At 62.8% G+C, this 23360-nt stretch carries 10 protein-coding genes; 3 read left to right on the plus strand and 7 right to left on the minus strand.

Annotation, left to right across the window (positions count from 1 at the left end):
* Window positions 1–186 precede the first annotated feature (186 nt).
* Both CHB87_RS18360 and CHB87_RS18365 read left to right on the plus strand, forming a co-directional pair.
* Window positions 187–1713 (plus strand): VWA domain-containing protein, encoded by a 1527-nt coding sequence (locus CHB87_RS18360; protein ID WP_089409908.1) that lies wholly within the window; start codon window positions 187–189, stop codon window positions 1711–1713.
* A gap of 22 nt (window positions 1714–1735) precedes the next feature.
* Window positions 1736–2797, plus strand: coding sequence for a hypothetical protein (locus CHB87_RS18365; protein WP_089409909.1), 1062 nt, complete (start codon window positions 1736–1738; stop codon window positions 2795–2797).
* Window positions 2798–2833: 36 nt separating this feature from the next.
* On the opposite strand, the gene CHB87_RS18370 is transcribed toward CHB87_RS18365, so the two are convergent.
* Window positions 2834–5776, minus strand: coding sequence for a TonB-dependent receptor (locus CHB87_RS18370; protein WP_089409910.1), 2943 nt, complete (start codon window positions 5774–5776; stop codon window positions 2834–2836).
* A 317-nt stretch (window positions 5777–6093) separates the two neighbouring features.
* Between CHB87_RS18370 and CHB87_RS18375 the strand changes: the two genes are divergently transcribed.
* A complete protein-coding gene (locus CHB87_RS18375; protein ID WP_089409911.1) occupies window positions 6094–9084 on the plus strand; it encodes an Ig-like domain repeat protein in 2991 nt (996 codons plus the stop codon).
* Between the two features lie 68 nt (window positions 9085–9152).
* Here CHB87_RS18375 and CHB87_RS18380 read toward each other — a convergent pair whose 3' ends face one another.
* The 6 genes from CHB87_RS18380 to CHB87_RS18405 form a co-directional block, all read right to left on the minus strand.
* Window positions 9153–10481 (minus strand): sugar porter family MFS transporter, encoded by a 1329-nt coding sequence (locus CHB87_RS18380; protein ID WP_089409912.1) that lies wholly within the window; start codon window positions 10479–10481, stop codon window positions 9153–9155.
* Window positions 10482–10530: 49 nt separating this feature from the next.
* Window positions 10531–12144, minus strand: coding sequence for a fucose isomerase (locus CHB87_RS18385; protein ID WP_245818081.1), 1614 nt, complete (start codon window positions 12142–12144; stop codon window positions 10531–10533).
* Between the two features lie 18 nt (window positions 12145–12162).
* Window positions 12163–14445: a hypothetical protein gene (locus tag CHB87_RS18390; protein WP_142988422.1), complete on the minus strand. Its 2283-nt coding sequence runs from the start codon at window positions 14443–14445 to the stop codon at window positions 12163–12165.
* A gap of 130 nt (window positions 14446–14575) precedes the next feature.
* Window positions 14576–17413 (minus strand): glycoside hydrolase family 31 protein, encoded by a 2838-nt coding sequence (locus tag CHB87_RS18395; protein ID WP_089409915.1) that lies wholly within the window; start codon window positions 17411–17413, stop codon window positions 14576–14578.
* 62 nt (window positions 17414–17475) lie between these two features.
* The gene (locus tag CHB87_RS18400; RefSeq protein WP_142988423.1) at window positions 17476–20388 is read right to left on the minus strand and encodes a glycosyl hydrolase family 28 protein; all 2913 of its coding nucleotides are present in this window, start codon (window positions 20386–20388) and stop codon (window positions 17476–17478) included.
* 42 nt (window positions 20389–20430) lie between these two features.
* Window positions 20431–23055 carry a beta strand repeat-containing protein gene (locus CHB87_RS18405; protein WP_142988424.1) on the minus strand — a complete coding sequence of 875 codons (2625 nt, stop codon included), beginning with the start codon at window positions 23053–23055 and terminating at the stop codon, window positions 20431–20433.
* Between the last annotated feature and the right edge of the window lie 305 nt (window positions 23056–23360).

Consider the following 23360-nt stretch of genomic DNA (forward strand, 5'->3'; position numbering starts at 1 on the left):
CGCCATGCATGCGCTCCGGATAGACACTCCTGGGTGTATCGGCCGAAGAGCTTGCTTACTTCAATCGGGCAGGAAGATGAAGCACGATCCGCCGCGCAGATTCAGCAGCCTCCGCCGACGAGCGGACGCGGCAACGCACCGTAGTAAGATAAAGCTGCGAAATCCGCTCTCGATTGCGAGTACACGTTGCGCCTAGCTTCATCCATCGCCGCCGCCTGCCTGCTCTTATCCCCCTGTCTTCCTGCACAGGAGACGAACGCCGACACGTATCGCCTCAGCGTCTCGACGAAGCTCGTCGTCCTCGATGTCGTGGTGCTCGATCGCAACGGCAAGCCTGTACCGAACCTCGACGCCTCGCAGTTCTCGCTCTTCGAGGACAAGGCTCCGCAGAGCATACGGCACTTCGAAGCCAGCCAGCTCGCCGCGACCGACGCAGCGCACGCGCCTCTCGTGCAGAGCACCGCCGACCTGGCAAAGATCGGCAATGCTCCGGTCGATATCCTCGTCTTCGATGAGCTGAACTCACGCTTCGAGGACATGGCGTACTCGCGCGCGGAGATGGAGAAGTATCTGCTGCGTCTGCCGGAGATTCTGCCTGTGCCGACGCAGCTCGTCGCCGCCGGCGACAACCGCTTCGTCGTGCTGCACGACTACACGCAGCGTCGTGCGGACCTGCTCTCCGCGCTCGCGACCCACATGCCGCAGTATCCCTGGCAGATGATGCGCGGCGCCGGAGGCTACGGCGCATTGGAGCGTATGGCGCAGACGCTGGGCATCCTCGGCCAGATCGCCGACGCCTCGCACGGAGCGGCGGGACGCAAGAACGTCGTCTGGGTCGGCAATGGCTACCCCTCGGTCGACACCACGCAGTTCGGCCCTGAGGATCAGGCCAAGCTGTCCGCGGTGGTGCAGACCGTCACGGCGCGCATGCTGGCCTCGCGCGTCGCGCTTTACGTCGTCGATCCCGGCGGCGTGCATGCGCAGACCCAGGAAGACGACAGCCAGGATGGCGCGACCGTGGGCGGAACCTTCGGCAACGGTCTCGGACCGCTCTCGGGCAAGCTCGAGTTCACGAACTTCGCCGCGGCCACCGGCGGCGAGGTCTTCTCGGAACGCAACGACATCGACCGCGCCGTGGAGCAGGGTCTGCGCGACGCAGCCAACTACTACACGCTTTCCTACACACCGACCACGGACAACCAGGACGCCGCGGCCTACCGCCATATACGCATCGTCATGAAGGACAAGTCCCTGCATGCGATCACGCGCGCCGGCTACTTCCCCGGACCGCCGCCAGTCGAGAAGGTTCCGGACGCCGGCAGCAGGAGCTCCGGCCAGTTGAAATGGGACATCGCCGCCGCCGCGCAGACCACCCTGCCCTATGACGGTCTGAACGTGAAGGCTGCTCCCTCCAGCTCGGGGTATCGGATCAATGTCGTGGCAAAGCAGCTCACCTGGAAAGACCAGCCCGATGGCAGCCGTCATGCGGAGGTCACCATCATGGCCGTCTGCTTCAACGAGAAGGACAAGCAGCTCTCGCACGACGCGAAGGAGCTTACCGAAAGCATACGGGCCACGGACGACATCGAGCACGGCGTACGCGCGGGCTTCGCCATGCCGCTGAAGATCCCCGCCAATACAAAACGTATCCGCTTCGTCGTGCGCGATCAAGGCACGGGCGCGATCGGAACGGTGGACGTGGCGCGCCCATAGAAACATCCCACAGGAGCAACCGATGTCGCTGTCTCGTTTCCTCGCCTCATGGCTTATCGTATCCGGCGCTCTCTTCCCCGTTTCGGTTCAGGCGCAGAAGCCCGCCGACATCCCCACCTTCCCGCAGGGAACGGACGTCGTCACGGTGCCTTACAGCAAACCGCTGGACTTCAACGCGCTCAACTCGCTGCACGTTCGTATGTCGATCAACGGCGGTCCGGCGGAGAGCTTCCAGGTCGACACCGGCTCGGTCGGCATCGTCGTCGGCGCCATCGCGGTCAAGAACTTCGACGCGAGCAACGGCACGCCTGGCGAGCTGACCTACTCCAGCTCGGGCGTGCATGAATCGGGCGTGTGGACGACGGTCGAGATCACCTTCCCCGACGCGAAGCTGCCCGACGGCAGCCCGGTGGTCGCGCATGTTCCGGTGCTCGCCGTCACGAACATGGACTGCACCGGCAAGGGTGTGAACGCAGCACGCTGCAAGCCCAGCTCCTCCGCGCCGAATCCACACATGCTCGGCATCGGCTTCGGTCGCGGCGGAGGCTTCGGTACGCAACTGAAGAACGCCTTCCTGCAACTGGATGCCATGCAGCAGGGCAAGATGCGTCGCGGCTACCTCATCTCGCCGAAGGGCATCCAGTTGGGCCTGAATGCGGAGACGGTCTCGGGCGCCTGGTCGTGGCAGAAGCTGGTCGCGCGCGAGGGCAAGGCTCCTGACAACTACAACGGTCCCCGCGATTGGGAGACCGCGGCGGGAACCTTCGCCGTCGACGGCAAGGCCGCCACGATGGGCTCGGTCCTGATGGACACCGGCCTGACCAACATGATGCTGGAGACGAAAAACGCGCCTCAGGACGGCGACGTCCCAGGCGGCACGCCGGTCAAGATCTATCTGCTGGGCGGGCAGCTCTCCTACGACTTCAAGGTGAACGACTCAGGCAATGCCGCCGCGCCACGCCGTACTTCGTGGAGACCGGCCACGCATGGAACCTTCGTCAACACCGGCCTGCACCCATTCACACTCTTCGACTACTGCTACGACGCCGACGGCGGGTATCTCGGTCTGCGCCCACGGAAGTAGACCGATGCACTGGCCAGGGCCCAGGCGTAAGCCGCTTTAGAAGCTGTACCTTGCCCCAAGCTGCAGGATGCGCGCCGAAGACGCAGCATCGGGCTGCCCGTAGCTGGCCGAGGTTGGCGTCGCGCCCGTTCCCCACACGGTGTTGAAGTCCGTGTAGTTGTTATGGTTGAACAGGTTGAAGGCCTCGGCCGAGAAGCTCAGCCGTTCGCCGCGGAAGGTGCGAATCTCCTTCTGCGCACGCGCGTTGACGTTCGACTGGCGACCGCCGCGGAAGCTGTTGCGGCCGACCATCGCGCCGTTGATGAACGGGCGATCCGTCGTCGCATCGTCGTTGTTCACATCCGAACCGACGGTGATCGTCTCCGGCGTTCCTGATCCGCCGGTCATCAGGCCCGAGATCACCCAGTTGCCAAGCAACTGGTGCGTCAGGCCACGTCCGCCGCCGTAGGGTATGCGATACACCAGCGATGCGGTGAAGCGGTTGCGGACGTCTTCGTTCGAAGAGGCGCGCTCCGCGTGCGGATCGTATGGGTTGTTGGCGTAGTTGCCGTTGAGGAAGTCCGCGGCGTCGTCCTCCGCATGCGACCACACCCAGCCGAAGCGGAAGGTCAGGCCGTGCTGAGCCTGCTGCGTCAGCGTGGCGCGCAGGCCGTTGTAGTTCGAGTGGCCCCACGGACCAGTCACGTTGATGTCGTTGAAGTTCGCGTTCACGCGGTCCGAGTTCGCAAAGTACGGACGTCCGATCTGCTGCGCCGTCGGCGTGGCCACGCCCAGCGAAGCCGCGTTGGCCGCCGTCAGAATCACCGGTGGTCCGAGGTTGGTATTCGCTTCCTTCAGCAGCTTCTCGCCGGTTACATGCACGCCCGTCACCGAGAGGATCATGTGCGACGTAAGCGCGCGATCGACGCCGAGGTCCACCTGGTGCGTGAACGGGATACGCAGGCCGGGATCGGCGAGGCTGATCGACGGCGCGCGTCCCACACCAGTTGGATAAGTCGTGTTCGACGTATACGGCCCGGTCTTGTACTGCTGCGTCGCGGTCACGGGCGTTGCCGTGTTCAGCGTCAGCGTCTCGATGCTCTCGAGCGTGTTGCGTGCGAGGATCAGCAGGTTCTTGTCGTAGAACATGCCATAGCCCGCGCGCAGCACCGTCTTCGCACGCTTGTCCAGCGAGTAGGCCAGCGCGACACGCGGCGCGAAGTTGTTCAGGTCGCGCGGCATGCCCTTCGAAAGATTGGCCTGGATCGGGTCGCTGGCATTGCCGTTCAGCCCTTGTGGTTGCAGGTCGACGTCGTAGCGCACGCCATAGTTCAACGTCAGGCGCGAGGTTGCCTTCCAGCTATCCTGGGCATACGCGCCCATCAGCGTGTCGTTCAGCTGCGTGTTCGGATTGCCGAAGCTCTGCGTGAAGATGTCCGGCGCGTTCTGGTTGAAGTGCGTGACCGTGTAAAAGTTCCACTGCCCCGCGAAGGCGGTCGGGAAGTAGCTGTGCGCGCGGACGTAGTTGAGTTGATAGCCGAACTTGAACAGGTGCGAGCGCTTCGTCCAGCTCAGCGCATCGTCCGCTTCGTAGTGATCTTCGTTCAGGGTGACCGGGAAGTCCGCGGTCTGCCCGACGTAGACGATGCCGTCGATGTTCGCGCCCGGTCCGGCGGTCTTGCCCTGCTGCTTCAAACGTTGCGGCGCCACCATGACGTGCGCTTCGTTCAGCAGGTTCGGCGAGAAGATATGCGTCTCCTCCGCGAAGTAGTTCTGCGTGTGCGTATAGGTTCCCGCGGCGGTGGAGATGTCGTAGATCGTGCCGGCGTCGGTGCTGTCGCCCTGAATGTACTGGTCGTACAGCACGCGCCCGATCAGCGTGTCGCGATTGCCGATGCGATGATCGATGCGTACGGAGCTCAGCGACAGGGCCGACGATTGCGGAATATAGGCGTCGAAGTCCAGACCACGCACCGGAGAACCGATGAGAGCGCCCGTGGCGAGCGTGGTGTTCACCGAGTCGTAGGTCGTCGACGTACAGGTTGCGCCGCTGGCGCGGAGGCTGCCGTTGTGGCAGAAGTTCGACGCCGCCGAGGTGACCGTGCCGATGTACTCGGTGGCCGCGTAGAAGTAGGTGCGGTTCAGCTTGATCGGTCCGCCGAAGGCTCCGCCGAAGTCGTTGCGGTTGTAGATGTTTGGGTTCGCCGCCGAGAACTGGTTCTGGTTGGCGAAGAACTGGTTGCGATTGAAGTAGAAGACATCGCCGTGGTACTGATCGCTGCCCGACTTCGTGATCACGTTGATAAAGCCGCCGCCCGCTCCGCCGAACTCGGCCGGAAACTGCTCCGTCAGCACCTGGAACTGCGCGATTGCCTCCTGCGAGAGCGTAAGCCGCACATTGCCGTTGATGGCGCCGTTGTTCTCCACGCCGTCGATCATGATGGAGTTCGAACGCGAGCGCTGGCCGTTGACCGAGAAGCCCGAGTTCTGTCCGGTGGTCTGCGTCGAAGTGACGCCGGGCACCGTCGTCGCGAAGTCGAGGAAGTTGCGGCCGTCCGAAGGCAGGTCGCGAATCTCACGCTCCGAGATGGTCTGGCCGATCGTCGTATTGTCGGGATCGATCGCGGGCTGCTGCGCAGTCACCTGCACCACCGTATCGGCGGAGGCCACCGTCATGGCGAGGTCCACCGTCGCGGTCGAACCTACGTTCAGCACGATGTTCGCCTGGTGCAGTTCGGCGAAGCCGTTCTTCGCGGCGATCACCTGGTACGTGCCGGGATGCAGCGCGGGAAAGCGGAAGCGTCCGTGACTATCGGTGACGCCGGTGCGCTTATCGTGTGTGTCGATCTGCGTCAGGGTCAGGGTCGCTCCGGCGACCACGGCGCCGGACGCATCATGAAGATCGACTTCAAGGCCAGCAGTATCGACCGACTGCGCAAAGCCGTGAGAAGAAAACGCGACGAGCAGGGCAAGCGGCAGGATCGGGCGAAGCGGGCGCATGAGTTACCGGAATCTCCTTGCGGAAAAGACGCAGTGATATGGAGCTGACAGTCGGACAGCCAGGGACAAAGCGGCACGCGTCTGTACACAAACACGGTTTAAGAACACATGAAGACACGTCGAAACATTGATGTATTCTGTGACCGTAACATCTGCACATGTCTACTGCAACTTTTTGCGCCGGAGCACGTTCCTCGCGGAGCGCCCGCCTGCACCCGATTTTGCCTATTCTCTGCGCGCCGTGGCGTGCTGGATGTCGATGAACCGCCGCCGGAGCACTCCGTCGCGGCCCTTCAGGAAGGGTTTAGTCAAGAGAAATGATGTTTGGTCGAATTGGTCGCTCCGTACTCGGTCTTCTGGCCCTCGTTGCAGCATCCGCATCCGCGCCGGCGGCGACTGCCGCGACGACGGAGTACACGGTCGTGAACGCCTCCGCGACGAGCTTCCCGCTCACCGCCGCGGGCAGCTCGGTCTCGCAGACCGTTCAGATTCAGGTAAACGCCGCCGTCACCATCTCGAGCGTCGCCATTGCGCCGTCGGTCAACGGGCACCAGGAGTTTGCCCTGGGCGCCGTGACGGGTTGTACCGTCGACGGTTCGGCCGCGACCGCCGCCGGCGCGACCTGCAGCATCCCAGTGACGTTCACGCCGACGTACTCCGGCCTTCGCCAGCAGACGATCGCCATTACGGACTCCACGGGCGTCGTCACCAGCATCGGCCTTACCGGCCTCGCCAGCGGCCCGCAGGGCATTCTTCTGCCCGGAAACGTCACCACGCTGGGCGGCGCCTCGGGCGGCTACTACTATTCGGGCGATAACGGTCCGGTCGCCAGCGCGCGCTTCTCCGCGCCTTACAACATCGCCGTCGACGCGATGAACAACCTCTATATCGCCGACGAGGTGAGCGGCAACGTGCGCGTCGTCTATCAGGCCGGCGCCGCGCTTGCCTGCCTCATCGAGATCGAGCAGCCCACGCTCTTCGGCCTTGCAACCGGAGCGACAAGCTGCGCTGGCGCAACCAGTGCACCGACGGCGGGCGATGTCTACACGCTTGGCGGCGACCCCACGCCCTATACCAGCTCCACCAGCACGCATCTCAAGGGCTCGGACGACAATCGCATCGCCACGACACTCACCGCCACGACCTCTCCGTTGAACTCGCCCGCAGGCATCGCCGTCGATGCATACGGCAACATCCTCATCGGGGACTATAACGCCTACAAGCTGCGCGTCATCTACACCGGCGGCGCCTCCATGGCGTGCCTCATCGAGATCGAGAATCCAACGCTCTTCGGCCTGGCCAAGGGAGCGACTGCCTGCACGGCCGCAACCAGCTCGCCAAAGGTCGGTTACATCTACACGCTGCTCGGCGGCACCGGCACGAGCACGCCGGGCGCGAGCGGCGACGGCGCGCTCGCCAACAGCGCCATCATGACCTACGCGGCGGCGGTTGCCGTCAGCACCTCGGGCGACATCTTTCTCGTCGACGACTCCACGAACGCCGCGCGCACCTCGCGCATTCGCGTCATTTACAACGGCGGCGCGGCAGCGGCAGCGCTCATCACGGCCGAGAATCCCACGGTCACCGCACCCGTCGTCGGCTATGTTTACAAGATCGCGGGCGGCGTCTTCGCCTCCTCGGGCGACGGCGCGCTCGCCGCGAGCGGCGGCATCCTTTACGCTCGAGGCCTCGTGCTGACGCCGGACGGCGACCTCGTCTTCACCGACCAGTCCACCACCTCCGGTTCGCAGGTCGCGAAGGTGCGCGTGGTCTACGGCGGCGGCTCGCGCATGGCGTCGCTGATCGCGCTGGAGAACAGCGGCATCGTCCCGCAGCTTGGCTACATGTACACCATCGGCGGAAGCTCGACCACGGGCGCCAGCGGCATTGGCTACTCCGGCGACGGCGGACTCGCCAGCGCGGCGCTGCTAACCAACCCTTACAGCCTCACCATGGACCCGGCCGGCGACATCTACGTCTCCGACTACGGCAAGTACGACCTGCGCAAGATCAGCGGCTACGACGGCAAGATCTCCACCTACGCCGGCATCGGCACACAGGCCGTCGTCTCCGGCAACGCGCTCACGACCGCGGCGCTCTGGGATCCATACGGCATGGCCTGGGGAGCTGGCGGCACGCTGTTCTTCACCGACCCCGGCGTCTATCGCCTGCGCGAGATATCGAGCACAGCCAACGCCATCGCGTTCACCAACGCGGCGCCGGTTGGCGGGCAAAGCGAGACCGAGGTCGTCTACGAGACCAACACGGGGAACACGGCGTTGACCTTCACGGCCATCACGCCGTCGGTGAACTTCGCCGTCGTGGCATCGGGCTCCTCCGCCTACTCGGACTGCGGCGCGAGCACGGTCCTGCAGCCTGGCCAGACCTGCGCCATCGGCGTCATTCTGTCGCCGAGCACGGGCGGCGCGCTTACCGGCACGCTGACGGTCTATAACAACTCGCTGAACATCGCCAACAACTCGCAGAACGTGGCGCTCAGCGGCACGGCAGCGATCCAGACGGCGACCGCGCTCACCACCTCCAGCGCGAGCGCCGATCTGAACACGAACCTTACCTTCAACGCGACGGTAACCGTCGTCTCCGGACAGAACACGACCGGCGCGGCAGCACTCGCCGGCAACGTGACCTTCACCGCAGGCGCAACCACGCTGGGCACTGCGGCCATCGATCCCACCTCGGGCATTGCGACGCTGCAGTACAGCACGCTGGCGGCTGGCAGCTACACGGTCAAGGCGACCTTCACCCCGACGGCGAGCGGCTACGCAAGCTCCAGCGCAAGCGTCGCGCAGGTGATCGTCGCGCCCGCCTTCACCGCTTCCACCAGCACACCGGGACTTTCCGTCGTGACCGGACAGAGCGTCACAGCCGCACTTTCGCTGGTGACAGTCGGTGGCTACACGGGCAACGTCTCGGTCTCCTGCGCGACGCCTCTGCCGGCGGATGTTACCTGCGCCTTCTCGCCGGCGAGCGTCGCGGTCAAGGCAGATGGCGCAACCAGCGTCACGCTGACCATCGGCACCTCCGGAGCGAGTACGGCGATGCTCGCGCACACCGGCGCCGTCACGCTGGCGGGCAGCTTCGGCGCCATGCTGCTGCTTTATCGCCGCCGCCGTCGCCTCGCGGGCGTGCTGGCGCTCATGCTTGCACTGACCGTCAGCATTGGGCTGGCCGGATGCGGCAGCGCCACGAACTCCGCCGCGCGAGGCACGTTCAACGTGAACGCCGTCTTCACCGATGGCGTCACCTCGATCACGGTTCCGGTGACGGTCTCCGTCGTCGGCAAGTAACGCGGGCTGCCCTCAAATAGCGAAGGGCCACGACTCAAGGTCGCGGCCCTTCACGGCATCAGGTCGGCTTACTCCGTGCCGATGCGCTGCTGCATCACCTCAAGCGAGATGCCGGCGGTCTCCGGGTAATAGAAGAAGACGAGCACGAAGTCGAGCGCCATCATGGCGGCGAAGAAGAGAAACGGCGCCGACCCCGAGGCCTTCGCGACCATGGGAAAGACCAGCGAGATGACCGCGTTTGCGATCCAGTGCGAGGAGCTGCCGAGTCCCTGGCCCTTCGAACGCATGCGCGTTGGGAAGACCTCGCTGATGTACACCCAGACCACCGCGCCATGCGAGATGGCGAAGAGTCCGATGTAGATCATTAGCAGCCAGATGAGCAGATCAAGGTGGCTGTGCGTGTAAAAGAGATATCCGATCGCGGACAGGCAAACCGCAAGCCCGGCCGTGCCGATCAGCAGCAGCTTCTTGCGGCCGAAGCGATCGATGACCGACATCGCCAGCAGCGTCGCGACGAGATTCATCGCGCCCACGGCGCATGCCTGCAGACTGCCGGAGAGCTTCGTCGCGCCTGCGAGGGCGAAGATATCGTTCAGGTAATAAAGCACCGCGTTGATGCCCGTCAGTTGGCAGAACATGCCCACCGTCAACGCGATCACGACCGGCAGGCGATACTTGCGCGCCCAGAGCGAGTCGTTCTTGCCGGGCTCCTCGCGTGCGAGCGCTTCGCGAATATCGTCCAGTTCGCCCTGCGGGTCGTCGACCTTGGTGGCGATCAGCACCTCGAGAGCCTCCTTGTAACGGCCCCGCATGATAAGCCAGCGTGGGCTGCGTGGAATGAAGAACAGAGCCAGCGCAAACAACACCGCGGGTACGGCGGAGATGCCAAGCTGCCAGCGCCACTCCACCTGGCCCAGTTGGAATGTGCCGATGAGATAGTTCGAGATATAGGCCAGCAGGATGCCGACGACGATGTTGACCTGGAAGAATCCAACCAGCCGGCCTCGCCACTTCGGCGGCGCGATCTCGGCGATATACATCGGTCCGAGCACCGACGACCCGCCGATGCCCAGGCCGCCGATGAAGCGGAAGATCAGCAGCGAATCGATATTCCAGGCAAGCGCGCAGCCCAGCGCGGAGACGACATAGAAGACCGCCATCACACGCAGACTGTCGCGACGGCCGAAGCGCTGGCCGGGGATGCCCGAGAAGATGGCGCCGATGACCGTCCCCCACAACGCGCTGGCCACGGTAAAGCCCAGCATGCCCGAAGTAAGATGGTACTGTGCTGTGAGAGCCGCGGTCGCGCCGGAGATAACGGCCGTATCGAAGCCGAAGAGGAGGCCGCCAAGGGCGCCCACGATGGTGCATTTTACAACCGCTCCGGAGATGCTCATCGTTGTCCTCTTATCCTGAACTACTTCGTCCATGAGTATTTCGTTCGACTTAGCCAAGCTGCACCGACCCGCACAGATGCACGTGCAGCCCCAGGCGCTGGCACATGGCGGCCTTCAACGTGAGCGCCTCTTCGGGCTTCTCCGCATAGACGATATTGACGTGGTTGGCGCGGTGGCGAGCCATCATCGCATCGCGCGATATGCCGTCGAAGATGGCGCTGACCAGCGGCCACTGCGATGTGGTCTGGCTCCAGCGGCGGCTCGCCTCCGCTGGCGGAAGCTCCACCACGGAGCCCACGCCCAGGTCGATATGCAGTGCGCCGCCTTCCACGAAGACGCGGCTCCAGACGATGCGACCGGGTCTGCCAATTCCTTTCAGCGTGCCGCCGCCGAGTGGGAAGTACATCGGGGGCTGGCGGTCGCTCGTGGCGCCGGCATAGCCGTTCAGAAAGTGATTCGCGGGAGCGGCGCCGGAGATCTGCAGGACCCACACGAACTCATCCCTGCCCTCGACCGGATAAGACGCCCCCCAGCGCAGATCATGCAGGGTCGTCGAGGGATCCTGCCCAAGCGCGGTCCAGCAGAGGTTCGTGATGACCGCATCGACGCCCGCGCATTCATCGACCTCGTTGAAGTGAGGCAGCGGCGCGCCAGCGTATAACTCCACGCCCGTATGCTCGTCGAGCACGGGTGGACGCTCGCGGTTGTTCAGCAGGCCTTCGACAAGATCGGAGGCGGGCACGCTATCCTTCAAGCCCTGCTGATATTGAATACCAATGGCGTCGCAGCCGAACTCCTTCGCAAGACGAACCGATGCGATATACATTCTGCACTGCGTGAGAAGCTGCGACTCGGTGAGCTCGGTCGCGTCGTCGCTTCCAAGCGAGAGGTGAACCCCCCGGTCGCGCAGCCATTGCAGCGTCTTCGCGGCCTCCGCCTCGTCGACGGTCTTCATCTTCGCGACCAGCGTCGACTGGCTGAGACGCTCCTTGAAGAAGCCCAGCGGGTTCAGGATTTCGTCGTCGACGATGGCGTTGTACATCCCCATGCAGCCTTCATCGAAGACGCCGAGGATGATCTTCTTCCGCAACAGGCGCTCGGCGAGCGCCGCGGCCTGCTCTGCCTGCCGCGGCGGCAGCTTCACGTCGTCGAGGCTGCGCACATGGGAGACACGATGATCGACATGACCTGTCGTCACCCATTCATGAAGCCGCTCGATAAACCATGCGTCGTCGAAGTGCTCGCTCCACAGCGAGCTGAAGGGCTGGCCCGTCTTCACCAGCGATCCATTGAGGTTGAGGAGGCCGACCAGACCGGGCCACTGACCGGACCAGTTTGCCACCGTCAGGATTGGTCCCCGGTGGCTGCGCAGACCGGGCAACACGTGATGCGAGTACTGCCACGCAGCCGTCGCAAAGACGAGGTTGGCGGTGGGGTCGATTTCGGTGAAGATATCCATGCCTTCACGCTGGCTGGACACAAAGCCGTGACCGCGTTCAGGCGTAACGGCCACAGCGCGGCGCAGGACGACGCCCTCGGCTGCGAAGCGCTCGATCAGACGGCGCTCCAACTCCTGTTGCGCGGGCCAGCAGGCGCGGTTCGCGGATTCGCGTAGATCGCCGCTCGTAATCAGAACGGCATCCTTCATGGGCAGTAGAGACATCGCACTTCCTTTCATGAGTTACAGGGGACCTACAGTAAGACCGTGTGCAAGTAAGTCCTTGCCTGTAACTTTCTTCGCGGACTTACCGTTCCATGAGACAAGATATTGCCGCGCCGGATCGACGTTGGCAAAGTGGACCGAGAACATTCGCTGCCGGTTGCGCGAGTCGATCTCGAACGAGATAGTCTCGCCGCCGACGACCACAGCGCGCAGGCTGCATTCGTCAAAACCCACGCCCTTACCCGCTTTCAGATCGATATATGCATCGCCGAGCGCGGGCCACAGCATCTCAATCGACGTCATCGCACTGCCGGTGCCCCAGTGGAAGCCGGTCATGGCGCCGGGGCCGTCAGGGTGACCGTTATGCGCCCAGTTCTCATACGGCGCAACCGCGAAGGTGGAACGCGCGGCGGATACGGCGCGCTCCAGATATTCGAAGTTACCCGTCTCGCGGAAGTAATCGTAGAGGAGCGTCGCCGCATATCCCTGACGCGCGTCGCTCCACTCCGCGTCCGTATTCTGTGTGGTGAATCCGCCAAGCAGGCGCGGTGTGAACATGGGGTTGTTCCACACCTGCTGCGTCAGCAACAGGTAGTCCAGCCCGGCCGTACCGCGATCGAGATAGAGCTTCTTATGCGTCGTCTGATAAAGCAGTAACCAGGCCTGCACGGTCTGTATCTCAGCCAGGTTATTCTGCGGATATTGCGCGGTCCACTTATCGAAGAAGTCGTATGGCTTTCGCGCACAGGATAAGTAGGTCTCGAAGTCGAACCAGCGCTGTCGCGGAATCACCTGTTCGGTGACGAAGTTCATGGCCCGCTCGGCGGCGGCGATATCCTGCTGGTCGCCCGTGATCGAACCCAGGTAGGCGAGGAAGAGCGCGGATGCGCCCGTCTCTCCATTGAAGTCGCGAAAGTCCGCGCGTGGCTTGAACGAGGCATCGTACCAGGATGGAATGACGCCGCTTGCGAGCTGATGCTTCAGCAGGAACTTCGCATAGGGCTCGATGAAGCGCATCACCTCCGCCTTGCGTTGCGGCTCCAGATCGACCGCCCAGCGCAGCATCCAATAGGCCTGCCACGACATGCAGAACGCATGATAATCCTCCGCATAGCCGGCCCAGCCATCGTCGGGATACCACTTATTCGACTCGCGAAGATAGATCGTGTCGAAGGCGCCTTCCTTCTGCGGAGCCGTCAAAGAGAGCGTCAACACGCTATCCGCCTTCGCCATCATCGCGGTGTCGTTGGTCTTCTTTCCCTCCAGGTACCAGCCATACGCGGTGCGCAGTGTCTGGAACCAGGCGTTGAACCAGGCGTCGGGATGCGATCCACGCTGCGTCCAATCGCCCAGTACGTTGCGGTTACTGGCGAGCGTGCCGCATCGTTTGCCGCCGCAGTCCCACTCCGAATAAACCTTGTCTGCATAGGCGTGCCAGGCCTCGTCGCTCCACGCGGTGAAGGAGACAAGTTCAGGCCGTATCGTGTTCCGCTGCATGTCCGGCGAATCCAGCAGCGCGGGGTGTCCATACTGGGTCCAGAGGTCACGCACCATGCGGCGATAGCCAAGCTTCACAGGCTGACGCGAGACCGTGATGCGATACGAGTAGACGATCTCCTGCGCGACCACCCTGGGCTGCTGGTCGACCGCGCGCCGATAGTAGCTATGTCCGTGCGGCGTGGAGGTGATGGCTCCGTAGGACATCCAGGGATGCTTGTCCGAGGTGACATCGAGATCGAGCGCCAGCGGCTCCACAAGACGGTCGCTGAGCACGGGTGTGATCGCCGCGAATAGCTCTCCCTGCTGCATCATCACGACGGGAGATTTGAATTGATTGGTCGCGACAACATCGTCCACCTGGCTCTTGATGTTCTGCGACCACACGAAGTCCAGAGGCCCGTTGAGAACATCCACCGATGCATGCCGTTCAGGCAGAAAGTCGTAGCGATCTTCGACCGCATGCACGTTGGCTTTTGCTCCGAGCATCAGTCTCGTCGTCACGTCGAGTACATCATCCACCGCGGAGAAGGTGACGCGCTGTTCATACTGGCCAACGCCACAGTCTCCTTGCAGGAGCAGGCCATGCTCGATCTCGCGCGTCTGAGTGAGCGCGCAGACCTTCATCCCGTCGCCGGTCGTGACGCGCACCGTGGAGGCGGTCGCGGACAAAGCCGGCGCCCAGGCGTCGTCGACTCTGCTGTAGATCGTCTCCTCCGGCTGTGCGCCCGTCTTGCTTACCTCAATCCGCACCGCATGGTTGCTCACCTGCTGTGCAGAGGCAGCGCCGCATAACGGACCCATCCATGCTCCCATCAGGCAGAGACAGAGCGCAGCGCTGCGTGGCGAAAGAAACTTCGATGAGGCCCGCGCGTCGAGCGATAAGAAAAAAGACTGCAAGTTATTCAACATAATATGTCCTCAATCCATTCCATTATTCGGCGGGCTTGCCCTTCGATCCGTGGGAGAGCACTGCGTTGTCTCCAGCGGGTTGACCATCCTTGAGCAAGGCTGTGGCCTCGATCACGCCGGTGCGAAACAGCGGCAACGACTTCCTGATCTTCTCCATGTCTCCCGGGACGGCGACGTGATCGATCAGTTGACTATCCGTGAGAGAGGCCTTCTTGCGCAACTCTTCCACGGAAGCCTGCGCTTCACGATATCTATCCCAGAACGATATAAGCTCGGATTTTGCGCTGGCAGGCCGGTATCCGATGCGATCGCCGGTCTGCGCCGCCTCGATCAACACATTCGGCGGCAGCGCCGCGGGCCACGACGCATTCAGAAGTCCAAGCGCCGCCTTCAGCCGTGCGATGGAACCTGGAAAGCCGTTCAGCAGGGCTCTCTGCCGGAGCATACCGCTCTCGCGATGGAAGACGATCACGACATCTTCGCTCACCGGATAAGCGCGCGTCGTCGCGATGGTGGAGAGCGTGTCGCCATCGTAATGCCAGCCAGTCGCATCATGCTCAGACGCGGCATCGAGAGGAGCGCCATTCACGGTGACGGATGTCGGCGGCCAGTCCGCGGGCAGGACAACGCGTAGACGCCGTTCCTGCAACATGCCGGGATATGTGCCGCGCGCTGGCACAAATTCAACCGTGAGATCGTCGCCCATCTGCCTGGCTTGTATGCCTGTCCACGCGCATTCGCCATGCTGATAGGCCTCCGCATTGCCGCCATCTTCATACAACGTGTAACTCGACCGCTGCGATTGCTGCAGCGGGTAGATCGTGGCGATCAGAGGATCCACGGGCAACTGGCCGGTAGCCTGCATCTCGGGTTGCATCGGGATGATGGCGCCAGCCGCAGCATAGAGCGGCGTTTGATCGAGCGAGAAGCTGCGCTCCACCTGGGTAGGCCCCTGCAGACGAGTGCCCGTGGATGTCTCGATCCATTCTCCGGGCGGTATCCACACCGTCTGCGAAGCCAGCTTCGATTCCGGATCGATGGGTTTGACGATAGGCGCGGCGATCAGCGACGAACCGAAGACATACTCATTGCGGGTGTTGTATGCGGCGGACTCTTCGGGCCAATCGTAATAAAGAGGATGCAGGAACGCGACCCCCGTGTCGTACGTCTTACGAGCTTCCGTGTAGAGATATGGTTCGATCGACAGCCGCCATCGATAGCTGCCGCGCATGATGTCGGAGTATGGTTCGGGATAGGCCCAAGGCCGTCGCTCGCCATCGGCGGCCTTGGTCGTATGAGTGCGCAGTATGGGGCTCAGCACGCCGAACTGGACCCAGCGGGTATAGAGCTCGGGGTCGACCTCGCCAGGAATATGACCGCCAATATCGTGGCTCCAATAGGCGTAGCCGACATTGGCGGCCGTCGCTGTGAACCATGGTTGGAAGGCAAGCGAATCCCACGTCGAGTAAGTGTCTCCCGAGAAACCGATCTGGTAGCGATGATTGCCAAGCCCACCCCAGCGATGGAAGAGCAGAGGGCGTTTGCCCTCGCGCTGCTGGTCGGTGAAGTGAACGTAATTGAGCCACCATGTCGGGTTGAGATTCGCGATGCCGGTGGTGCTCTCCTGTTGCCAGTCGAGCCACCAGAAGTCGACGCCCTGCTTTTCGAGCGGATGATGCACGAACTCCATCGCCGCGTCGGTGAACCTCTTATCGGTGAAGTTGGCGGGCACGTAATGGCGTGTTTCAGGATCGATCTTCAGAGCCTTCGCCATGTTTGGATAAGCTTCTTCCCATGGTTGAATACCGGAGGCCTCATGCAGGTTAAGGGTTACTTTCACTCCCTCGCGATGTAAGTCGTCGAGTAACTCAGCGGGATGAGGAAAGAGCAGATTATCCCACGTGTAGCCGCTCCAGCCGAGCAGATGCCCAGACTGATCCCGTTCGCCCGCCAGTCTGCCGACGGTCTTGTGCCAGTCCATGTCCACCACCAACACATCGAGCGGCGTGGTGTTCTGTTGAAAGCTATGGACGAGCGTCTTCAGGTCCTCATCGCTATAGGCCCAGTAGCGCGACCACCAACTGCCGAAGGCGAAGCGCGGTGGCAGCGGAATGCGGCCGGCGACCTGCACGAAATCGCCCAGCGCCTGCCGATACGCATGTCCATACGCAAAGAAATACCAGTCGAGCGCGGCGCCCGGCGAACGTGCAATGACCCATGGCCATGGGCTTTTTTCGCCTTTGGCGAAGGTGAAGTCGTCGGCATCGAACAAGGGTCTTGCGGAATCGTCCACGAGCGCCCAACCGTCGCGAGAGATCAAGCCCTGTTCCATCGGCTCGAGGGTCTTCTCGCCGACGGCGTTATCGAGCGTTCGCGTGGTGCCCATGAGGTTGCCGCTGGAGGAGTCTCCCGGGCGCCACGTCACGATGCGGTTCGCGACACGCAACTTGATCTGAAGATTGGCCGCGGTGAATGCATCCCGCGAGCGTGTGTCGTAGGTCAGGTCGACACTCGCGGTGTGCAGATGAAGTACGCCGCGCTCAATGCGCTGTTCGAAGGCCGGCACAGGCATGCGCCGGTTCAGGAAGACCAGCGATGGGCGATCTTCGAAACGATTCTCCGCAGACCATTCCATACGGATCAACTGCGGAGTCAAGACGGTGAAGCGTGCATGTCCGGCAAGGACAGTGGCCGCGGGATCGGCGACGGGGTTATACCGTGCGACATCGGTTCCCTGGGCGAGCGCTCGATGCGTAAGAACTCCAACCCAAAGCAGAAGAGATAGACCACGAATGAGGCTCGTACGCGCGAAAGCGTGATGCAACAACGCGCGAAAGAGTGGGAAGATTCGGGCCGGCATTCACTTGCTCCTTACCATGGTGCTGTGCGTTGCAATGAGATCGTCGATGCGAAGCGATGAGGCTAAGGCTGCAACGGACAGCGCGCGCTGCCGCAGTAAGGCGCCAGGATGTCGCCCGCGACCTGTGAGGGCTCATTGATGAAGGCGCCGTAGGTCGCATTTCGCAAGGTCACGCCTGCTGCAATCACGTTCTCCGGCACTGCATTTCCCAGCGCGTTGAGATAACCCGGCGAATTGGTGTACGCAACGACCGGCTTGCCATCCGCGACGACGTTGTTGAAGACGATGGGGCCCTGGATCACCGCGGGGCTTGCGCTGGTGGTGGTTCCATCGCCGATATAGTTGTCGCCATAGGGAAGCTGCACGAGCATTTGTATGTTGGGAAGCGGCACGACATAGGTGTTGACGGTATTGACCTGCTGCGCGGCGGTGATGTTGATATTGCTGAAGGTGACGGACCCGATGACCCCGGGATTCGAGGTTGCAAGAGCAGGACTGGTAAAGACGCCGATCGCGGACTTTGTCTCTTCGATCGTATTGTTGCTGAAGGTGATGTTCTGGATGATGCCGTACTCGGTCTGGAATACACCGAGGAGAAATGCCTTGCCCGTGTCGTGGATCACATCGTTGTGATCGAAGAGCACGGTGTCCACGGCGACGGGGTCGGAGGCCAAGGTGGAGTTATCCGACGACCCGACGGCGAGAGCATGCGCTAACTCGTTCCACAGGATATTGTTCGTCGCCGTGATGTGCGCCGTCGGATAAGCGGATGGAATATTCTGCTGGTAGACCACAATCAGGTCGTCAGCGGTACGAAAAAAAGAGTGGGTGATATCGAGATATTGGTCGGTGAAGATGTCGATGCCATCGGAGTTACCCTGAAAGCCGAGTATCTTTACATTGTTGATGACGAAGTGATTCGAGGGATAGCCCACCACCTTACTGATGGGCATGTTGAACGTGCAGGAGTTGCGCAGAATGACGCCATCCACGCCTGCCTTGTTCGTCGCCGTCAGGTTGAGGTTGTTGATGGCGAGCAGCAGCGCGTTATATCCGCAGCCATTGCCGTTGTTCGCCGCATACTGCTGGGCCGATTGTCCATCGATGATGCCTGAGCCATGCAGATACATGTTGACGTTCGGGGCCGCTGGGTTGCCACCCAGAGTAATCATGGGGTTAGTGTTCAGTTGCGGGTAGAACGGTGTGACCCACTTGAGAATGGCGCCGTCTTCAAGGTAAATATCCGAGTCTCCGCGAAAGTCGATATTGCCGTTGATCCAGTACTCTCCCGGCTGAAAGATATAGGGGCTCTTATAGGAGTCGATCGTGGCCTGGGTGATGTAGCCCGGCGGGATGATGGAGCCGCCCACCGGGGCCACCTCGAATGGATTGACGAAGAGATGGACGGAGTTCAGCCAGTCGCCATCGACCTCGATCGTCAGTTGCAGCGGCACACCCGTCTGCGCGACCGTGAACTGGATGGCGCCGTTGACGATCGAGATGGCGGCAGGATCGATCGCGCCCGCGGGCAGTATCTTTACCTGGCTGGAGCTTGTAATGGCGCCTGTCTTCGGGTAGCCGGAGACGGGCGCGATCGAAACCTGGCTGCTCCCATTGAGTTGAATGGAGGCGAAGGTCGCGATGCCGGAGGTCGCGTTGTAGGGAGCGTCCGGATAGTAGTACTGGCCTGTAAATCCCGACTTGAACTGCGCGAAGTTGACTGAGCGCACGGTAGACCAGTAAGCGTGCAGCGGCACTCCGCCCGCCGACATGGTGAAGTAAGGCGAAAGCGTCTCGTCCGCCGGCACAGGCCCGGTATAGGCATAGATCGTGGGCAGCGTTACCGTCAGTGCGTTGGAGGCGATCGCGCCATCGTTGGGATTCAGCGTGGTGATGGTGACGGAGGTTGCGCCCGCGGCCGGGTTATAGTTTGCCTGCAGCTCGGTCGCGGAGATCCATGTCGTAGTCAGGCTGGAGCCTCCAGCCTGTATCTGCGCGCCGCCTGCGAAGCTCGTGCCGGTCACATCCAGCAGCACTGTGCCTGCCGTGTTGGTCAGGGTGGGAACCACCGCGCTGACCGTCGAAACAGGATTGAGGATGGTCTCCTGCAGCGAGCCCGACACGGTCGTGTATGCCTGGCTTACAGCGGCGATAGTCACCGTATTAGGCGCGGGCAGGACCGCCGGCGCGGTGTAAAGCCCCGTCGCCGAGATGGTTCCGGTCGCGGTCGCGCCGCCAGTGACACCGTTCACCTGCCAGGTCACCGCGGTGTTCGAACTACCGCTGACGGTCGCCGCAAACTGTGTCGTCTGGCCGAGCCTCGTCTGCGCCGCGCCGGATACGCCGACCATCACGATCGGCAGAGACACGGTCAACACATTGGATAGGGAAGAGCCGGGATCGGGATTTGTCACCGAAACGGTAACAGATGCGGCGCCCAGTGGGTTGAACGTCGCCTGCAACTCGCTGGAGGAGATGACCTGCGTCGTCTGCGTTGCGCCGGCGAGCTGTATCTGTGAGCCCGCGACGAAGCCCGAGCCGCGGACATCCAGCAGCAGCGCGCCCGTTGAGCCGGTGGGCGTCGCAGTCGCGGCGGCCAGGATGGGGAGAGGGTTCAGGATCGTCTCCTGGACAGAGGCGCTCGCTGAAGGGGATGCCTGGCTGATGGCGGTGATGGTGACGGCATTCGGAGAAGGCAGCGTTGCGGGCGCCACATACAATCCCGTGGCTGAGATGGTCCCGGTCGCGGCTGAACCGCCAGCCGCGCCGTTGACCTGCCAGGTGACGTTGGTGTTGTTCGTGTTCGTGAGGGTTGCGGAGAGCTGTGCGCTCGCGCTGGCCCGGACCTGACCTGCTCCGGAGATCGTCACCGTGACGGGCGGGACGGGGCTGGAGCCGGAGCTGCACCCCAGCACACCGCCTGTCACGGCGAAGACAACCATGCGAATTAGTACGGATCCAACAACGTTGCGCATTGCTTCTCCACGTTCTGTAAAACGATCGGCAGGTGTTACAAACTAAGGCTTGCTGCCGATCTTGGAGTACTTCACCGCAAGCGCCTTGGGCGTAATGACCGGGGCCGCCGCGCCTACGATCATCGTCGTCGAGTAGCCCGTAAAGGGCTTCGAACCATTGGACGCGGTGTATGCGAGCGAACCGTTGTTGCTCTGGTTCGCCACCCACACATTGCCCGAGGGATCGATGGCGATGCCGGTCGGCGTAGCGAGGGTGTGGAGGAAGCCAACGCCATAGGCGCCGGCTGTGTTGTTGCCGAACTCCTTCGTCGTGCCGCTGATGATTGGGTTGGTCCCCTGTCCGGGAGTAAGGAAGGTGATGGCGCCCGTCGATGGATTGATGGTCGCCTCGGTCACGCTTGAGTTGCCGCTATTGGTGACCCACACATTGTTATTGCCATCCACCGCCAGGCGGGCCGGGGCGGTCAGCGTCGTACCCGCGACGCCCACGGCAGGGGTGCTGGCAGTAGCCGAGGTCGGCAGCACGCCGTTGAAGATGTAATAGCTGCTGGGAATCGAGCCCGCGGAGGAGGTCGCCGCACTGAGATACGTCAGGCCGTCGAAGCCGCTCTTGGTTGTCGCGTTGAATTGATCGCTGATCCATACGCCGTTATTGCGGTCGACTGCAAGAGCGTACGGGTTTGCGAAGGAAGTCGAGGCCACCTGGCCGACATAGTCCGTCGTTGCGCCGCAGTTGCCGGTGATGCCCGTAGTTCCCGCGCCGGTCGAGGCGTTCGAGAGCGACGTCGCCACCTCGCTGCCGCCCAGCGCCGCCGCCGTGCTGCCGGAGTACTGCGAGATCAGCCCGTAGTCGGTCGTGCTGTTCGTGCCGGAGTAAAGCTGCCCGGTTACAGCGCAGGCCGTCGGACTCGCCGCCCATACCAGACCGCCGGTCACGCTGGGGTTGGTGTCGATGTCGAGGAACGCCTGTCCGTTGGTGGGCAGCCCAGCCGCATTGCCCGTGGCGACCGTGTACCCGCTGCCATCCGTCGCGGACATCTTCGCGAAGCTGAGACCTTCGAAGACGTTGGAGGCCGGCGTCGCGTTCGTGCTGATGAACGCATTGTTGCTGCCGTCGATCGCAATGCCGAAGGGCTGCGCGCCGGTCACGTATCCCGTACCGTTGGTCAGGTTCGCATTGCCGCCGATGGCATTTGTGCCGGCGCCGGTCGATCCCGGAAAGATGCCGACGCTGCCGACCCCAACCACCGTCGTACCAACCTTCGCGTTGTACGAGCCCGCGTAGTCGATCGTGTTGGTCACCCACGCGCGATTCGTCAGGTCGATGGCGAGATCGCCCGGGAAGGCGCCGAAGCTGCGTGATCCACCCGCAGGCGGGGTGGTCAACAGCGGAATCGCTCCGCCCGTGGTCGAGGGCGTGTACGACGCGATCTGGTTCACCAGCACACTGCCGTCGACCCCCAGTTCGGAGATGCTCTGGGTATCGACGTAGGTGGTGTAGACCAGTCCGTCACCGTTGTAAGCAGCCACCTGCGCACGGTTGACGAACCAGGGGTTGCCGTACATGTCGATGGCGACGTCGGATGCATTGGCCAGGGCAAAGTCGTTCGCGTTCGCGACTCCGCGCAGCGTATTCGGACCCAGCGGCGCGTAGTTGATCGCGATCGTCGTGTCGTTGAAGTAGGCGGCCGAGACGCCGCCCGGAACGCCGAGGTACGGCTGGAAGGGCGTGCCGCTGCCCGAGATATATCCGTAGAGCGTAGTCAGATTATTGATCGGATTCTGCGCCATGTACCAGGCGTCCTGCACGGTATCGACGGCCGTGGTCTGGCCGGCGGGCGTGGTCGCGTTGCTAAGGTTCTGGCAGTGCGCCGAGCTGGCCGGATCGCTGTTCACGCAGTAGCTGAGGATGTCCGCCAGCGTGTTGATCTTCGCGGTCTCGGGGGTCGCGTACGCGTTGTAGGCGGTGTTCGGCGATAGCCCGGTCGAGACGTCGGCCAGCACCTTCGCAGTGACGAAGGCGTTGTTCATGCCCTGCACGGCGGATTGGACCGACATGGCGTTCCCGCCCGAGAGACCGTTGCTGTACGTCGTATTCGGCGCGCCGATCTGCGGAGCGCCGACGTTGCCGGTCGCCGGGGGAGCCATGAACTGCTGCAACGCCCACACGGCCGCGACCGTCGTCACCTCGTTGATGTCGATATACGGAACCGTGGCGATGAGGTTGCCGCCGGCTGGGCAGGGACCAAGCGCGGCCATCAGGGTGATGTTGGAGTTCACGCCGGTCAGTCCGGGGTTGCCGCCGCTCGCAACGATATACGCCTGCTGGGTCGGCGTGGGGCAGGTGTAAGTCCCCGCCGGAAAGTTGAAGGCGCCGCTGCTGTCGGTGGTCGTCGAGGCAAGCGCGACGGCGCCGGAGCCATATCCCGTGCCCGAGCCTGGCGTATTCACGCCCGCGACATAGATCGTTACGGCAGCTCCGGTTACCGGCTGCTGACCGCCGTGGACATTCCCCCAGGCCGGCGTGGCGGCCGCAACCTGGGTGGACGCTGCGGTATCGGCGCCGCCGCCGCCGATACCGCAGCCGACCGTGGACATGAGCAAGCCGAAGGCAGTGGCGACGAACATGCCTCTGGTGAGAGACGAAGACGTGAAGCGGTTATTCATGATGATGATCTCCTGGGCGATACTTGAAAGCAGCGACCGGGGCAGGTTGGATGTCGCCGCGGGGCTGTCTTACCGAACGCGATCAACCTATGCGTTCCACCGCCGCGACTGGAAGGGTGTTACGGTCATCGAATCGAATGTTTACGGTAATTCTTAGATTTTTCTTATACTTAGCGCGGCATCGGAGGGCGCGCCCGCACCCCGGCACGGAGCCGTGAGACACAATGGCGGCAATAGGACACGGGCTGCTTCCGTCAGCAGGATGGTGCGGGGCGGGTCTCCTCGCGCGCTGCAACGTAACCGCC

It is taken from the genome of Granulicella rosea (assembly GCF_900188085.1).
Lineage (GTDB): Bacteria > Acidobacteriota > Terriglobia > Terriglobales > Acidobacteriaceae > Edaphobacter > Edaphobacter rosea.

Bases quoted from the DNA above. Each gene is read 5' to 3' on its own strand.
- CHB87_RS18380 (WP_089409912.1), bottom strand. From the start codon at position 10,481: ATGAGCATCTCCGGAGCGGTTGTAAAATGCACCATCGTGGGCGCCCTT.
- CHB87_RS18370 (WP_089409910.1), bottom strand. From the start codon at position 5,776: ATGCGCCCGCTTCGCCCGATCCTGCCGCTTGCCCTGCTCGTCGCGTTT.
- CHB87_RS18385 (WP_245818081.1), bottom strand. From the start codon at position 12,144: ATGTCTCTACTGCCCATGAAGGATGCCGTTCTGATTACGAGCGGCGAT.
- CHB87_RS18365 (WP_089409909.1), top strand. From the start codon at position 1,736: ATGTCGCTGTCTCGTTTCCTCGCCTCATGGCTTATCGTATCCGGCGCT.
- CHB87_RS18400 (WP_142988423.1), bottom strand. From the start codon at position 20,388: ATGCGCAACGTTGTTGGATCCGTACTAATTCGCATGGTTGTCTTCGCC.
- CHB87_RS18375 (WP_089409911.1), top strand. From the start codon at position 6,094: ATGATGTTTGGTCGAATTGGTCGCTCCGTACTCGGTCTTCTGGCCCTC.
- CHB87_RS18390 (WP_142988422.1), bottom strand. From the start codon at position 14,445: ATGGGTCCGTTATGCGGCGCTGCCTCTGCACAGCAGGTGAGCAACCAT.
- CHB87_RS18405 (WP_142988424.1), bottom strand. From the start codon at position 23,055: ATGAATAACCGCTTCACGTCTTCGTCTCTCACCAGAGGCATGTTCGTC.
- CHB87_RS18395 (WP_089409915.1), bottom strand. From the start codon at position 17,413: ATGCCGGCCCGAATCTTCCCACTCTTTCGCGCGTTGTTGCATCACGCT.